The sequence below is a fragment of the Glaciimonas sp. OK215 genome (assembly GCF_057787885.1).
On the sequence record NZ_CM173544.1, the window covers coordinates 5,071,416 to 5,086,813 of the forward strand.

The 15,398-nt window shown below is 54.8% G+C and carries 11 protein-coding genes; 6 read left to right on the forward strand and 5 right to left on the reverse strand.

The window, feature by feature from the left end:
* Positions 1-7: 7 nt before the first annotated feature.
* From AC3CHX_RS23400 to AC3CHX_RS23410, 3 genes are all read right to left on the reverse strand, one after another.
* On the reverse strand, positions 8-700 hold the full coding sequence (locus tag AC3CHX_RS23400; RefSeq protein ID WP_488630371.1) for a M24 family metallopeptidase: 693 nt from the start codon (positions 698-700) through the stop codon (positions 8-10).
* 87 nt (positions 701-787) lie between these two features.
* The gene (locus AC3CHX_RS23405) at positions 788-2,461 is read right to left on the reverse strand and encodes an APC family permease (protein WP_488644909.1); all 1,674 of its coding nucleotides are present in this window, start codon (positions 2,459-2,461) and stop codon (positions 788-790) included.
* Between the two features lie 228 nt (positions 2,462-2,689).
* Positions 2,690-4,123, reverse strand: coding sequence for a PAS domain-containing protein (locus tag AC3CHX_RS23410; protein WP_488630372.1), 1,434 nt, complete (start codon positions 4,121-4,123; stop codon positions 2,690-2,692).
* A 24-nt stretch (positions 4,124-4,147) separates the two neighbouring features.
* Between AC3CHX_RS23410 and AC3CHX_RS23415 the strand changes: the two genes are divergently transcribed.
* From AC3CHX_RS23415 to AC3CHX_RS23425, 3 genes are all read left to right on the forward strand, one after another.
* Positions 4,148-6,031, forward strand: a complete 1,884-nt coding sequence (locus AC3CHX_RS23415; RefSeq protein ID WP_488630373.1) for a histidine kinase — start codon at positions 4,148-4,150, stop codon at positions 6,029-6,031.
* A gap of 23 nt (positions 6,032-6,054) precedes the next feature.
* Positions 6,055-6,705 (forward strand): two-component system response regulator NarL, encoded by a 651-nt coding sequence (gene narL, locus AC3CHX_RS23420; RefSeq protein ID WP_488630374.1) that lies wholly within the window; start codon positions 6,055-6,057, stop codon positions 6,703-6,705.
* 723 nt (positions 6,706-7,428) lie between these two features.
* Complete coding sequence (locus tag AC3CHX_RS23425) at positions 7,429-8,382, forward strand: 5'-nucleotidase (RefSeq protein WP_488630375.1); 954 nt, start codon at positions 7,429-7,431, stop codon at positions 8,380-8,382.
* Between the two features lie 15 nt (positions 8,383-8,397).
* Here AC3CHX_RS23425 and AC3CHX_RS23430 read toward each other — a convergent pair whose 3' ends face one another.
* Positions 8,398-10,050 carry a 3-(methylthio)propionyl-CoA ligase gene (locus tag AC3CHX_RS23430; protein ID WP_488630376.1) on the reverse strand — a complete coding sequence of 551 codons (1,653 nt, stop codon included), beginning with the start codon at positions 10,048-10,050 and terminating at the stop codon, positions 8,398-8,400.
* A gap of 195 nt (positions 10,051-10,245) precedes the next feature.
* The gene (locus AC3CHX_RS23435) at positions 10,246-12,558 is read right to left on the reverse strand and encodes an NADP-dependent malic enzyme (protein WP_488630377.1); all 2,313 of its coding nucleotides are present in this window, start codon (positions 12,556-12,558) and stop codon (positions 10,246-10,248) included.
* Positions 12,559-12,822: 264 nt separating this feature from the next.
* On the opposite strand from AC3CHX_RS23435, the gene AC3CHX_RS23440 reads away from it, so the two are divergent.
* The 3 genes from AC3CHX_RS23440 (at position 12,823) to AC3CHX_RS23450 (ending at position 14,970) form a co-directional block, all read left to right on the forward strand.
* On the forward strand, positions 12,823-13,311 hold the full coding sequence (locus tag AC3CHX_RS23440) for a rubrerythrin family protein (RefSeq protein WP_488630378.1): 489 nt from the start codon (positions 12,823-12,825) through the stop codon (positions 13,309-13,311).
* Positions 13,312-13,458: 147 nt separating this feature from the next.
* On the forward strand, positions 13,459-13,623 hold the full coding sequence (locus tag AC3CHX_RS23445) for a rubredoxin (protein ID WP_488630379.1): 165 nt from the start codon (positions 13,459-13,461) through the stop codon (positions 13,621-13,623).
* Positions 13,624-13,788: 165 nt separating this feature from the next.
* Positions 13,789-14,970, forward strand: a complete 1,182-nt coding sequence (locus AC3CHX_RS23450; protein WP_488630380.1) for an FAD-dependent oxidoreductase — start codon at positions 13,789-13,791, stop codon at positions 14,968-14,970.
* The last annotated feature ends 428 nt before the right edge of the window (positions 14,971-15,398 follow it).

A 15,398-nucleotide genomic window follows, 5' to 3' on the forward strand; every position in this document is an offset into this window, starting at 1 on the left:
TCCGTGCCTATAACTCCTGTAAGCGACAATCCTTGAAGTAATAGATATTTTCATGCTTGAACCCCAAAAAACCACCTTTCAGGCGGATTTGCGGTTCGAGGGTAAATAGTCCAGCCGCTCCCAGAGTGAGCTTCACATCTGGAGCAATAAACGCCAGGTGTTGCATATTTTTCTGAACGCCGTGACCGAGATAGTCCAGTTGTTCAACGCCAAGGCGATCGATTTCTTCGCGCATGATTTGATACAAATCGTTAAAGGTCATTTCCGCATGGGCGACCTGCATTAATTTTGCATGCAGATGCTCTTGTGCATGCGCACCGGCAAGAAAATCCTCATCAAACTGTGGTGAGCGTCGCGCCACCCCTCCTTCTATATAGTAGGTGCGTGCACAATCACCGCAATAGCCGGCTATGGACGGATTCAAGTCGATAGTCACCAGATCATATTCTTGAATTGGCGTATCGCCGGGAACATATGGCGTACGCGAGATGGCCAAGGTGGTGCGGTTACCGCTCAGAACCAGAGCTGGAAGAGACCTATACCAATAACCGTCAACGCCGGCATTGCGCTGCAATTCGTCACACTTGCTGACGAGATCGGCCTCGCTGCCGCCGGGTTTGATGAATTCAGTGATACTGTCCAACGTATGGCGGGCGGCATCCTGCACTTTCCGATAGTGCTTTAATTCCTCGAAATCCATACAGGCATCCATTCATATCGAATTTGGTAATCCCTGAGCATTCGCCAATGCAACGGCCAATACCCGGGAACCGGCATCCCTTACATGTCAGGGCAACACCGCAATGCTGTGGGCCACCCAAACCACGATAACTCCCAGCGCCAGGGCCGCATAGGGCAGCCAGCCTCCGTGCGTCGTGACCCCGTCATCCAAATGCATGTCCTTGGCGAAGGCCTGCGGGAATTTGCCCTTATCCTGTACATAGTGGCGATACAGGAAAACCGGCACGATGAGCGCAGCAAAGATCAGCCCGTTGCGTAGCGTGCCAGGCCCCCAGATATCAGCTCCCATGCCCATGAAGGCCAAATTCACGAACCCGAACACTGCGCCCAAACCAAGCAGCCAGTTTTTAGCCTTGTAAGGACGGGTCCAACTGCCACGGTCAAGACGATGGATCCAACCGGATTGCAGATTGAGGAAGTTGAAGATGAGGTATCCGACGTTACCGATTGCCAGCAGCATGATGTTGTTGGACATCAGCAGCAGCACCAGATTGAAAATCAGATCGGTCCACATCGCATGGGTAGGTGCGCCATGCGCATTGACGTGCGACAGATACTTCGGTAGCCAACCGTCAATGGAACCTTGGTAGAGCGTACGCGATGAACCCATCATCGAGGTCATGACAGATAGCATCAGCGACAATACCAACATGGCGACGATGACATTGGTGATGACAGCGCCGCCGCCGACCATTTTTGCCAGAACGACGCCAACTCCGGTACCGTCATACAAACTCGGATCCAGCATGCCGCCATACACCGCCGGAGTCGTCACAGCACCAGAAGCATCGACTACGGCTGGAGTGACAAGTTGGCCAAGACCCAAATGTCCCTGAAATGCCAATGGCACCAGTGTGAATACCGCGATACAAAGCAAGCCTGAATAAAAAATCGCCTTAAATGTATCTTTTTTCGGATCCTTGAATTCACTGGTGTAACACACCGCCGTCTCAAAGCCATAAGTTGACCATGCAGCAATAAACATACCGCCGGCAATCAGCGTTATGCCAGGCAAATTGTAGCTGCCAAATACCACATGACCGATAGCATCGTGCGCCAAAGGCAAAAGCGGAAAGAAATGCGTACTGGGCATATCGCCTGTTACGAGTGGAACGATACCGATGAGTATCAGTGGCAGCAACGAAGTCACGCCGAGAATCATCTGGGTTTTGGCCGCCTTGGAAATGCCGTGATGCTGAATGGCAAATGAAATCAGTAGCAGAACGGTACCTAAGATAGCGATGGAGTTAACTCTTAATGCCAGTCCCGGCTGGACGAAGTCAAGGTGCAGCAAGGTCAACGACCAGGTATTGATTGCCGCATCCGCCGGGAACAGCGAGGTCAGAATATAGCCACCCGCCAGCGATGTTCCCAGCGCCAGAACCGGTGACCAGGCAAACCAGTTGCACCATACTGAAATTGGCGCGATAAACTTGCTATAACGCACCCAGGCAATTGCACCGTAGACAGAAGCCCCGCCTGACTTATGTGGAAAAAGTCCAGCAATTTCCGCATAGGTAAAACATTGCGCAAACCCCATTAGTATCGACAGTATCCAAAGTATCCAGGCTGGCTGACCGACGGTGGATGACAAGGCGCCGATATTGAAAAGCACCAAAGCAGGAACGCCACTGGCCGCCCAGAACGCCCCCTTCCAACTTATTGTTCGGTGCAACCCGCCATCCTGGACCGCATCTCCTGCGGCTCCTTTGGTCAACATACCTACAATATCTACATCTGGATTGATCGTGCTCATATTGCGTCTCCTGAAATGGCACCGGCGTATGCGCCGAATTTATGGATGTTGTCTGTCATCACGCGTAGATTGTGCACGTCGCCTGCGTGGATGTGGATATCCTGAGTTGAAGGATAGCTATGTGGGCAACTAAGTATATTGCCCATAGTAGTTACTACTAACTGGGTAGAGGGAGAAGCAGGTCTGCTGAAGTCATGGATGGGTGCCCTGCCGGTCCGCGCCTTCCTCAACCACCTGGAAGCCGACCTCGGTCTTTGGCAGTAACTGCTGAAACAGCTTGTCGTCATCATCGCCTTGGGAGATATCGGTGATGAATCCTTCCAGCGCGAGCAATTCTCCTGCGCTGGAATAGACCCCTTTACCTTGCTCCCACACCCACTTGACGTTCCCGGAACGGCTGATGATGCGGTAAATCAACTGGAATTTTTCCTGTTTGGCAATCTGCTGCTGGACACAGCCCCACGTGCGTAGCCTATCGTCTGGATGAATTGTCGTAGCGTAGGAAAAGTCGGGGTTTTCGACCATTTCGTAGGGTTCGTAGCCAGTGACTTCCAGGCATCCATCGCTGACGAATTCGAAAGTCCAATTTTTGTCGTTCTTGCAGCGATAGATCATGCCAGGTGTGTTGCTGATGAGGGTGCTGAGGGAGCGGCGGTTTGCGCGAAGGCTGCTTTCTATCATTTTCATGCGACCAATGTCAGTCAGTGTGCCGATGACGCTCGATCGTTCGCCCTTGCAGGTCGAGGTGTTTTTTGCGCGCAGGTCGACCCAATGGGAATCACCATTTCTGGCGATCAGGCGAGTCTCGAACTGGCATCTTGTACGTTTGCCTTGCGTCACCGAGTTGAGTTGCGCTTCTACAAGAGGCTTGTCTTCGGGATGGATGAAGGCGAGCAACGGCTTGCGTAGGCTGTCTTCAACCTTATGGTCCAGTAAATGTTCCCAGGAGGGATTGAGGAATATGATTTCCGTTGCTGTGTTCACCTGGAACACGATTTGTTCGATCTGGTCGATCAGCAGGTGATAATCGGCCCGGTCATCGAAATTGCTACTGCTTAGTTCTAGCGAAAACGCCGGCGAGAGTTGCAGGAGATTGAGATCCGGGTTTCCCTCTTCCCGCAAAGGAGACAGGGAAGCCTGTACAGGCAATATCGTTCCATCCGAATGGAGGAAGCGTAATATGGTCATCCCGTTTGCTTCACCGTCCTGCGAGGTTCCGGCAACGAGGCTGGCGAGGCGTCGGTGATCGGCTGGATGCACAAGGTTGGTGAACGGCATGCCTATGATCTGGTCGCTCATTCCCATCATGCCGAGTTCGTCGAGGAACGCCTTATTGGCGAAGGTGACGATATAGCCATTCAGCACAGCCGCAGGCGTGGAAAGGCCGCTGGAAACATTCCGGCCCCATGTAAGATTGTCGAAACCGGGCTCTTTTCGGCTGCGCCCCGAGCGGACGCCCAGGATGGGATAAATGGCGATCAGCAGGGTGGCGGACAGCATGGTGGCCAAGATCACAGCAAGCGCAGCGAGATATATTTTGAAAGGGGCGTTTCCGTCCCACCATGTGCCGAGCACGAGCATGAAAATAACGCTTAACACAAGCGTGCTGAAAACATATAGGCTCATTTGCTTGTACCTTGAACACTTGCCATGATGCTTATGAACCGGAATCGTATTCTGAATCCCCGACTATTCAAAGTCTGCCATGTGCTGACTGATATCAACAGCCTGCTTCGGCGACACACGCTCTATATCCGGCTCGTGGCACTGTTGCTATGCGTTGCATTCCTGGTCGTATTGATGCAGGCGGGTTCACTGTATCTGATGGATTATATTCCACATAATCAATCCTCTATCCAGAACATCTACCAACATAAGCTTCTCTGGAGACATGGGGTCGACACGGCGGACGGGATGCGGCCTGCCGAAGCTCAGGAGGTGATCGAGTCGCTGAGAAACGACTATTTCAGTACCGACGATCCCATGTTTGTCTGGTTGATGGAAAAGGATGACAAGACAGGTGCTCAAGCGCTGAAGCACCTGAAGAGCGCCCAGGCTGATTTCGAATACGCCTGCGCGAATCGCTTACCCATGAAGGAAAGATTGCGTCTGGCGAAATTGGTGGTGCTAGCTTATGAGCCTCTTGCCAACGCCTTGCAAAGTGATATAGAGATCAAGCAATCGGTCATTTCGCTGCTGCAACTGGTCAGCATGGTGCTGATACTGAGTTGCCTGGCGACGATCGCACTGGGTGCCAGGCGGATTCTGGTGGATCGTCTCGACCGCCTGATGTCGCTCGATTCAGAGGGGGGCGCGCCCACGAGGGGTCATGCCGATGCGGATGAATTTACCCGCCTGGAGCATATGGCATACGAAATCTCGGCACGTCTGGAAGGTATCAAGGCGGAAACGGAGTGGATCAACCAGACCAGCAGCGAAAGGATCAGGCGCATGATCCGCTCGCAGGATTTTCTCTTCAAATTTATCGGATTGATCAACCACTCGACCCTGAACGAGATGACCTTGCGCAAGGCGCTGTACTCGCTCGAGAAAGCGCTGAATGTCAATAACGTCGCCTTGATTTTTACCGAAAACGACTCACCCATTTTTTACGGCCGAGCGCTTTTTTCTCACCACTTGCCCGCGGCATTTCAGGAGGAGCTATTTGATGGACTGATTGGTTCGACCTCGGCCGTCAACTTTTTTTCACTGAGTACCGAAGGTGTACCAATACGATGCCTGGCGGTGGCTTTCTCCAGTCCCTCCGGAGAGTTAGGGGTACTCAAGATCGAGGCGGATGAAGCTCGCCTGTTCGAGGATGCGGAGATACAGCTCGTTGAAGTGACTGCACAACTGTTATCGATGGCCATGGGGTCGCATAGCCGCGAGCAGGAAGGGCGGCGTGTCGCTTTGCTCGAAGAACGATCGGCGATTGCCCGAGAATTGCATGACTCCCTGGCGCAGTCGCTGTCGTTCATGAAAATACAGATCGCCCGACTCCAGTCGAATTTTGGTATGGAAGGCGTGCCTGAGGCCGCGATCCATGACATTGTGAATGATCTGCGGGAAGGCCTGGACAATGCTTATCGGGAACTGCGGGAGTTGCTTGCGACTTTCCGGGTTAACATGGATATAAGAGGACTTCGCTTCTCGATCCAGTCGGCTATCGATGAATTCACGCAGCGATCGGGTTTATCGATTACGCTCGATAATCGGTTACTGAATTGCCGGCTGATGGTGAATGAGGAGCTTCATGTCCTCCACGTGGTGCGAGAAGCATTATCGAATATCGTGAGACATTCCGGCGCGAAAAATGTGACAATCGCGATGGCATTCCAGGTCAATGGAATGATCATGGTGACGATCGATGATGATGGAGTGGGATACGCTTTCACAAGTGAAGAGCCCCATCACTACGGCCAGACCATCATGAAAGAACGTGCGAGCAGCCTTGGAGGAAAGATCGAGGTGCTACGTAAGCCGAAGGGCGGTACACGAGTAAGGCTGGTGTTTAATCCCAAGATGGATCAATAAGTGGCTTTGGATGGTGGAAATTCATGAAAGAGAAAATTAAAGTTTTATTGATCGATGATCATGCCCTTTTTCGCAAAGGGGTGAGACAGATCATTTCCATTGATCCGAATTTCGAGATCGTGGGCGAAGCTGCATCCGGTCAGGAGGGGTTGGATCTGGCGCAGGAAATATTGCCCGACATGGTACTGATCGACCTCCACATGAAGGGCATGAACGGACTGGAGACATTGCGCAGATTCAAGGCGACGACGATCAAGGCGCGTTATATCGTGCTTACGGTATCCGATGCCGAGGACGACTTGCTGGAGGCATTGCGTGCCGGTGCCGACGGCTATCTGCTGAAGGATATGGAACCCGAGGATCTGTGCACCAATCTTCTCAAGGCGTCAACCGGCTTCACGGTATTACAGGACAGCTTGACGGAGGTGCTGAAAAATGCATTGCTGGAACCTGTCGTGAAAAAAATTACCAGCGATGCGGCGCTTACCGAGCGCGAGCATGAAATCCTGGAATGCCTCGCCAATGGCATGAACAACAAAACCATCGGACGTTATCTTGGCATCAGCGATATGACCGTGAAGGTCCACATCAAGAACCTGCTGCGGAAACTGAACCTGACGAGCAGGCTGGAGGCCGCAGTTTGGAAACATCAAAACATGCCTAAGAGAACGTGAGATTACTAGGAGCCTCTGTTGAAATTTGATTGCTACCGCCTGATACGCCCACGCACAATGCATCGGAACCAAATACATAGGTCGAATCCATGAAAACAGCATTCGTCATCTTTGCATTGTGTTCCCTGCTGACCGGATGCGCGAATCCAAACAATTTCCGCTGCGATAGAGACGATATCCGGCCCATATGGTGCAACGGCCGCGCCCCTTCCGGGTGACAGTACGCATTCCGAATGAGGGTGACGCAGGCGATCCGGCAAGTCGGATAATGTCGCTGAAAGTTCGACATTCTTTTAAAGAGAGCAATCCGCTTCAATGAGATTGAAATGTATGTCCAGTGTCGATAATCCCGTACGTTTCCACCACCGGCCCCCTGCCGGGTTCAGGCGCGTACCCTGCGCAGCCGGCGAGAATCGACACGCTCAATAGCGCAATAAAAAGGTGTTTCATTGCCGGTTTGTGCATCATGCTGATTGGCTTTCGTCATTTGTTGTGTTGATTGGATTGAAGAACATGCTAACAGTTCTTGAATTTCATGATCGCTTCGACATTTTCAGCGTCGGCATCAATGATGAATCTGCGTTACCAATTCAGGTTCAAGGAATAATGAAGATCTGCGGCGCTGGCCTCCAACATGAGACGCCAACGCTTGTCATCCTTGGCGCCCCGGATAGCCGTCTATAATGAGCATCGTACTTCACTCTCGCTGCCCGCCCGCCCACCATGCCCGTTTCCCTCGACAAGCTGCTCGTCATCGGTATTTCGTCCCGCGCACTATTTGACCTGGAAGCGGAAGAAGCGATTTTCCGCACGCAAGGGCTGGAGGCCTATCAACAGCATCAACTGCGCAACGAAAACCAGATCCTCAAACCGGGCGCCGCGTATGCCCTGGTGCGGGCGCTGCTTAAGCTGAACCGACTGACGCCCGCATCGGGGCAAATGCAGCGCCTGGTTGAAGTGGTCATCATGTCGCGCAATTCGACCGAGACCTCGATGCGCATCTTTAACTCGATCAAGCACTATGAACTCGATATCACGCGGGCAGTGCTGTCGGGCGGCGCATCGTTAGCGCCGTACCTGCATGCCTTCAATGTCAGTCTGTTTTTGTCGTTGCATGAAGACGACGTGCAGGCGGCAATCAATTCTGATACCGCGGCGGCGTTGCTGTATCAAATGCCGACCCATCAGAATGCCAACCGCGCCATCGAAGAACTGGATCAAATCCGTATCGCCTTCGACGGTGATGCGGTGATTTTTTCAGACGAATCAGAGCAGATTTTTCAGGCCGAAGGTATCGAGGCTTTTGAACATCACGAGCGTGAAAATGCATTGAAGCCGCTGCCTGAAGGCCCGTTCGCACGGCTGCTGATGGCCTTGTCGTATATTCAGGGCAATTTCAAGAATGCCGATGGACGCGCCGCGCCGATCCGTACCGCGCTGGTGACCGCCCGCTCGTCACCCGCACACGAACGCGTGATCCGCACCTTGCGCGCCTGGAATGTCACCATCGACGAAACCTTTTTCATGGGCGGCGTCGCCAAGTCGGACGTGCTGGCTGCGTTCAAGCCGCATATGTTCTTCGACGATCAACCCGGCCACTGCGACCGCGCTTCAAGCCGCGTGCAAACCGGACGGGTGCCGCTCAAGCGGCAAGAAAACAAGGACGACCATAGTTGATGCAGCGCTACAGGGTCAGACAGTCGGCAACTGGTAATCCTTGAATTGCTCACGCAATTTATTCTTCAACATCTTGCCGGTGGCGCCGAGCGGCAACGCATCGACAAAGACCGCATCATCCGGCGTCCACCACTTGGCGATCTTGCCTTCGTAAAACGCGAGCAACGCTTCCTTCGTCACCTCCGCTCCCGGTTTCCTGACCACCAGCAGCAACGGTCGCTCGTCCCATTTCGGATGCCTGACGCCGATGCAGGCGGCGATTTGCACGGCAGGATGCGCCATCGCGATATTCTCCAGATCGATGCTGCCGATCCACTCGCCACCGGATTTGATCACGTCCTTGCTGCGGTCGGTGATCTGCATGTAGCCATCGCGGTCTATCGTCGCCACGTCCCCGGTCGGGAACCAGCCATCCTGCAATACATCGCCGCCTTCGTTTTTATAATACGCATCGATGACCCACGGCCCTTTGACCAGCAGGTTGCCGTAGGTCGACCCGTCCCAGGGCAAGGTTTTGCCATCATCATCGACGATCTTCATGTCGACGCCATAGATCACGTGCCCCTGCTTTTGCAGGATCGCATCCTGCTGCGCCACCGGCAGCGACAAATGTTTGGTTTGCAGCGTGCAGCTGGTCCCCAGCGGCGACATTTCGGTCATGCCCCAGGCATGCACGACTTCTATCCCATATTCACTGCGCAGCGTTTTCATCAGCGCCGGTGGACATGCTGCGCCGCCGATGACGGTGCGTTTCAAGGTCGAAAACTTGCGCTTGTTCTGTCCCATGTACGTCAGCAATCCAAGCCAGACGGTCGGCACACCGGCGGAAAAAGTCACCCTCTCCTGCTCGAACAATTCAAACAGCGACTGCCCATCCAGCCCCGGACCGGGAAATACCATCTTTGCGCCGGTCAGCGCAACCGCGTAGGGCAAACCCCAGGCATTCACATGGAACATCGGCACCACCGGCAACACCGTATCGCGGCCGGACACGTTCAGGCTATCCGGCATGGTCGACGCGTACGAATGCAGCAAGGTCGAGCGATGCGAATACAGCGCTCCTTTCGGATTGCCGGTGGTGCCGGAGGTATAGCACAGACTGGAGGCCGAATTTTCATCGAACAACGGCCATAGGTAGTCGTCGGAACCGGCTTCCAGCAGCTCCTCGTAGCACCGCAGATTGGGGAGTTTGTGTTGTTGCGGCATGTGCTCGCGATCGCACAGGACGACGTAGCCTTTGATGGTCCTGGCCAGCGGCGCCAGCGCTTCGACGATCGTCAGGAAGCAGGCGTCAAACAGCAGATATTGATCTTCGGCGTGATTGGCGATGTAAGCGATCAACTCAGGATGCAGACGCGGATTGATCGTATGCAATACGGCGCCCGAGCCGGATATGCCGTAATACGCCTCCATATGGCGATAGCCGTTCCACGCCAGCGTGGCGACACGCTCCCCCATCTTCACGCCGAGCAAGGTCAGCGCTTGCGCCAGCCGCCGCGCCCGTCGATGACAATCGCGGTAGGTATAACGGTGGATATCGCCCTCGACGCGGCGCGAGACGATCTGGTTGTCGCCAAAATGCCGGTCTGCATGCTGGATAATGCTGGAGATGAGTAGCGGCTGACTCATCATCTGGCCCATTAACGGACTCTTCGGATACTCTGACATCGCATCATCTCCTGATGTTGTAAATTATGTGGCTGTTTTGAGAAACTGCACATTTACATTCGGCCAGTAACGATATTACCTTCGATATTCCATTCAGAAACAAACGGGCCCGGTTTTCCGCAGAGCAATTCGCGAAAAGACCGGGCCCGTCCAAGACTACTTTTAACGCTTACTGCACGCAGAGCGTGGCTGCTATCAACGCTCCGAAATCGCGTCCACTACACACAACGCCGTCATGTTCACGATACGGCGCACCGTTGCCGATGGCGTCAGGATGTGGACCGGCTTGGCGCAACCCAGCAGGATCGGGCCAACCGCAACGCCGTGACCGGAAGTCGTCTTGAGCAGGTTGTAGGCAATGTTGGCGGCGTCGATATTCGGCATCACCACCAGATTCGCTTCGGCTTTCAATGGCGAGTCCGGCATCACTTTCTTCAGCAAACTGGAAGTCAGGGCGGTATCGCCATGCATTTCACCGTCGATTTCCAGGTCCGGCGCACGCTGCTGCACAATTGCCAGCGCCTTGCGCATTTTTTGCGCCGACTCGCTGTTGCTGGAGCCGAAGTTGGAGTGCGACAGCAACGCTGCGTGCGGCTTCAAACCGAAGCGCTGCATTTCCTCCGCCGCCAGAATGGTGATCTCCGCCAGTTGTTCGGCTGTCGGATTTTCATTGACGTGGGTATCGACGATCACCAATTGACGATCCGACAGAATCAATGCATTCATCGCCGCATACACGTTGACGCCTTCACGCCGACCCAGCACTTTGTCGATGTAAGTCAAATGCAGGTCGTGGGTACCGTAAGTGCCGCAAATCATGCCGTCGGCATGGCCTTTATGGATCGCCATCGAACCGATCAGCGTGTGGCGGCGACGCATTTCGAGTTTCGCGTATTGCTCGGTCACACCATGACGCTTGGTCATTGCCAGGAAAGTCTGCCAGTAATCGCGATAGCGCTCGTCAAAGTCGGGATTGATCACTTCAAAGTCGACATCGACTTTCAGGCGCAAACCAAACCGTTCGATGCGTTGCTGCAGAACCGCCGGACGACCGACGAGAATCGGCCGCGCCAGATTTTCATCGACGACGATTTGGACGGCACGCAGGACGCGCTCTTCTTCGCCTTCGGCAAAGACAATCCGCTTGCTCTCAATCGGTGCTTTCTTGGCAATCTGAAACAGCGGACGCATGAAGGTACCGCTGTGATACACGAACTGCTGCAGGCGGCCGGTATAGGCTTCCATATCCTTGATCGGACGCGAAGCGACGCCGGACGCTTCAGCGGCTTTTGCCACCGCCGGCGCAATCTTGATCATCAGACGCGGATCGAACGGCTTGGGAATAATGTAGTCCGGACCGAAGCACATATTCGGGATGCCATAGGTCGCGGCCACCACGTCCGACTGCTCGGCTTGCGCCAGGTCTGCAATGGCATGCACCACGGCGATTTCCATTTCGCGGGTGATGGTGGTCGCGCCGCAATCGAGTGCGCCGCGGAAAATGTATGGAAAGCACAACACGTTGTTAACCTGGTTCGGATAATCCGAGCGGCCGGTTGCCATGATGACGTCATCGCGCACTTCCTTGACGTCTTCCGGCAGGATTTCGGGATTCGGATTAGCCAATGCCAAGACTAACGGCTTTGGTCCCATTGCCTTGACCATGTCTTGCTTGAGCACGCCACCGGCGGACAGGCCAAGGAAAATGTCGGCGCCCGGCATCAGGTCGGCCAGTTTGCGTGCCTCGGTTTTACGCGCGAAGCGCAGCTTGTCCGGATCCATCAGCTCGACCCGGCCTTCGTAGACCACGCCCGCCAGATCGGTGACGAAAATATTTTCAATCGGGAAGCCGAGATCGACGATCAGGTCGAGACAGGCCAGCGCCGCAGCGCCTGCGCCGGACACCACCATCTTGCAACGCTTGATGTCTTTGCCGACCACTTTCAGGCCATTCAGAATTGCTGCGCCGACGATGATCGCGGTGCCGTGCTGGTCGTCGTGAAAGACCGGAATCTTCATGCGGTCACGCAATTTGCGTTCGATTTCAAAACACTCGGGGGCCTTGATGTCTTCCAGGTTGATACCGCCGAAAGTCGGTTCCAGCGAGGCGATGATGTCGCACAGTTTGTCTGGATCGGTTTCGTTGATTTCGATATCGAACACATCGATACCGGCGAATTTCTTGAACAGAACGCCCTTGCCTTCCATCACCGGCTTGGATGCCAGCGGACCGATGTTGCCCAGGCCCAGCACAGCAGTGCCGTTGGTGATGACGGCGACCAGATTGCCGCGCGCTGTGTAGCGGAAGGCGTTGGCAGGGTCGGCGACGATTTCTTCGCAGGCTGCGGCAACACCGGGCGAATACGCGAGCGCCAGATCGCGCTGCGTGGTCAAGGACTTGGTAGCGGTAACACTGATCTTGCCCGGCGTCGGGAACTCGTGATATTCGAGCGCAGCCTGGCGCAATTGCTGACGGAGTTCTTCTTTTTTATCGATCATCGAATCCATACGCTGCTGTCCCCAAATTTATCAAGTGAAAGACGGCAATTTTAGCAGACTGGATGCCTTCACTTATGCGTTTTTGGTATGAGGACTAACACGTAGAAGTACCTTCTGAGCAGAAATCTATCGACATCGCCGCCTCAAAAGCAAACGCCTATCAACTTGATAAAGTTAATCAATTTGTCGCATCAATAAATAATATCTATCATTACACCTATCGCAATTGCAAAATTAAATCCCTTCCCGCATTGATCCAACCGGAGAAACACCATGGCAACCCAAGATACTGCAAACAAATCCGTCACCATCGCCAACCTCGAAGCCGCGTTCGCGGGCGAATCGATGGCGCATATCAAATACCGCTATTTCGCCAAGCTGGCACGTGAAGCCGGTGCTGACGACGTCGCCAGGATTTTTGAAGACACTGCCGACCAGGAAGTGATGCACGCCTTCGGTCACCTCGACCTGCTGTATCCAAAGGCGCAAATGACCCCGGCCAAAGCGCTGGAAATCGCGATCGAAGGTGAAACCTACGAATACACCGAGATGTATCCGACCTTCCGCCATCTGGCAGTGGAAGAAGGCAACCAGGCCGCCGTTGCCGAATTTGATGAACAAATCGCCGAATCCAGGGAGCATGCGGAAAACTTCAAACGCACGCTGGAAAAAGCCGCCAAGCGTTTCGCCGCATTGGCCAAGGTCGAAGAGCGTCACGCCAATCATTACCGCGACGCGCTGGATGCACTCAACGCCGCATAACGCAGGCGGCTGCCGTCAATGGGCGCGAACGCCACTGTAAGGTTCAAGCTCGCCCTGCGACTGAGTCTCGCGCGGCATCAGCGAACAACACGTTCACATCGGCTGTAAAAGCAGTCTTGTTTAACAACACAGAATTGAAAGATACAAATGAAAACTTACCAATGCATCGTATGCGGCCTGATTTATGACGAAACCGCAGGCTGGCCGGAAGACGGCATCGCTCCCGGTACCAAATGGGCAGACGTTCCGGCAAGCTGGGAATGCCCCGATTGCGGCGTCGCTAAAGCCGACTTTGAAATGGTGGAAATATAAGAATCCGCTTGCGCGTTGTCGAACAGACATCAGCTAGCCTGGGTGGCGCTTGCGATGCCCAACGCATGAAGTTGACAACGACGCAAAATGTTGACCGGGCGAATTGGATTTTGCAGCCCGATCCGCATTATCATCACGCCTAATCGAAACGTTCAGGAACGCCACATGAAACCCATCATCATCATCGGCGCAGGCATGGCCGCTTACACTCTGGCGCGCGAGGTGCGCAAACTGGACAAGGCCATTCCGCTGTCAATCATCACTGCGGACGAGGGCGGCTACTATTCAAAACCGATGTTGTCGAATGCTTTCGCGCAAAAGAAATTGGCTGCGCAGCTGATTACGCAGAATTCGGCGCAAATGGCAGAGCAACTGCAGGCCAACATTCTGACTGGCGTCCGCGTCAATAACATCGATACCGCAGCCAGGACTCTCGACACCAGCGCCGGTGCGTTCGAATACGAAAAACTGGTGCTGGCCGTCGGCGCCCAGCCAATTCGGCTCGACATCGACGGCGATGCCAGCGCTACCGTGCTGTCGGTCAATCACATCGCCGACTATGCCTCATTCCGTGCCAGGCTACTGCCGGAACAACGCGCATCGGCACGCGTCGCGATTCTCGGCGCGGGTCTGATTGGCTGCGAATTCGCCGACGATCTGGCGGCACACGGCCACGCTGTCACGCTGATCGATCCGAATTCATTGCCGTTGGCGGCCCTCGCCGCACCGGCACTCTCGCAAGGCCTGCAGCAGGCATTGATCTCGCGCGGCATCAGCCTGCATTTGGGCACTACCGCCAGCCGGATCGAGCATGCCGGCGATGCGCTGAAAATCACGCTGGCAAATGGTGCGACACTCACCGTCGATCTGGTCCTGTCGGCGGTTGGCTTACGCCCCGACTTGCGCCTGGCACAAGCTGCGCAGCTGAAAACCGAACGCGGCATTCTGGTCGATGCACACGGCCGCACCAGCGTCGAAGATGTCTACGCGCTAGGCGATTGCGCCGAATACCGGCTGGACGACCAAGGCCGCACCGGGCCCCTGCCGTATATCGCACCAATCATGAGCGCCGCCCGCGCCATCGCCAAAACACTCACCGGCGAACATACCCGGATTGACTTGAAAGACGCTCCGGTGATCGTCAAGACGCCAAGCTACCCGCTGGCACTGGTCCCGCCGCCGCGCCACGCCATCGAAGGCGGGCGCTGGGAAACCGAGCAAGATGGCGCACGCACCATTTGCCGGTTCCTGGACGCGCAAGGCGTGATGGTTGGTTTTGGGGTGGCGCCGCAGGAGGCGAAGGTGCGGCAGGCGCTGTTGGCAGAGTTAGGAACTGTATTGACGTAATTCGAAGGCCCCCTCGGCGCTCCGTGGTAGTTATGCGCTCTCAGCAGTTCGGTCGTTGCGTATCTAATACGGTTGATACTCCGTGGAAGCAAGCCGGGGGCGGCCCGGCAGCCAGTCACTTTTCTTGCTTCGCCAAGAGCAGTTCGGTCGTCGCGTAACTAAAACGGTAGCTGCTCCGTGGAAGCAAGCCGGGGGTGGCCCGGCAGCCAGTCACTTTTCTTGCTTCGCCAAGAAAAGTAACCAAAAGAAGGCGACCGCAAAGCCACTGCCCTCCCGTTGGGAGGGTCCCCAAATGAGCCAACTGGCAGCGTCTCAATGCGGAAGATCAACAGCAACTTCAACAGCAACCCCTCGGCGCTCCGTGGTGGGTTAAGCGGGTCGCAGTAATTCGGTACGCTGCGCTGCTTGCAAACACAATCCCCGATTCA

What these genes read in the sequence shown, in the direction of transcription:
- AC3CHX_RS23405 (WP_488644909.1), bottom strand. Translation starts at nt 2,461, where the DNA reads ATGTTGACCAAAGGAGCCGCAGGAGATGCGGTCCAGGATGGCGGGTTG.
- AC3CHX_RS23425 (WP_488630375.1), top strand. Translation starts at nt 7,429, where the DNA reads ATGCCCGTTTCCCTCGACAAGCTGCTCGTCATCGGTATTTCGTCCCGC.
- AC3CHX_RS23450 (WP_488630380.1), top strand. Translation starts at nt 13,789, where the DNA reads ATGAAACCCATCATCATCATCGGCGCAGGCATGGCCGCTTACACTCTG.
- AC3CHX_RS23445 (WP_488630379.1), top strand. Translation starts at nt 13,459, where the DNA reads ATGAAAACTTACCAATGCATCGTATGCGGCCTGATTTATGACGAAACC.
- AC3CHX_RS23400 (WP_488630371.1), bottom strand. Translation starts at nt 700, where the DNA reads ATGGATTTCGAGGAATTAAAGCACTATCGGAAAGTGCAGGATGCCGCC.
- AC3CHX_RS23435 (WP_488630377.1), bottom strand. Translation starts at nt 12,558, where the DNA reads ATGGATTCGATGATCGATAAAAAAGAAGAACTCCGTCAGCAATTGCGC.
- AC3CHX_RS23410 (WP_488630372.1), bottom strand. Translation starts at nt 4,123, where the DNA reads ATGAGCCTATATGTTTTCAGCACGCTTGTGTTAAGCGTTATTTTCATG.
- AC3CHX_RS23440 (WP_488630378.1), top strand. Translation starts at nt 12,823, where the DNA reads ATGGCAACCCAAGATACTGCAAACAAATCCGTCACCATCGCCAACCTC.
- narL (WP_488630374.1), top strand. Translation starts at nt 6,055, where the DNA reads ATGAAAGAGAAAATTAAAGTTTTATTGATCGATGATCATGCCCTTTTT.
- AC3CHX_RS23415 (WP_488630373.1), top strand. Translation starts at nt 4,148, where the DNA reads ATGATGCTTATGAACCGGAATCGTATTCTGAATCCCCGACTATTCAAA.
- AC3CHX_RS23430 (WP_488630376.1), bottom strand. Translation starts at nt 10,050, where the DNA reads ATGTCAGAGTATCCGAAGAGTCCGTTAATGGGCCAGATGATGAGTCAG.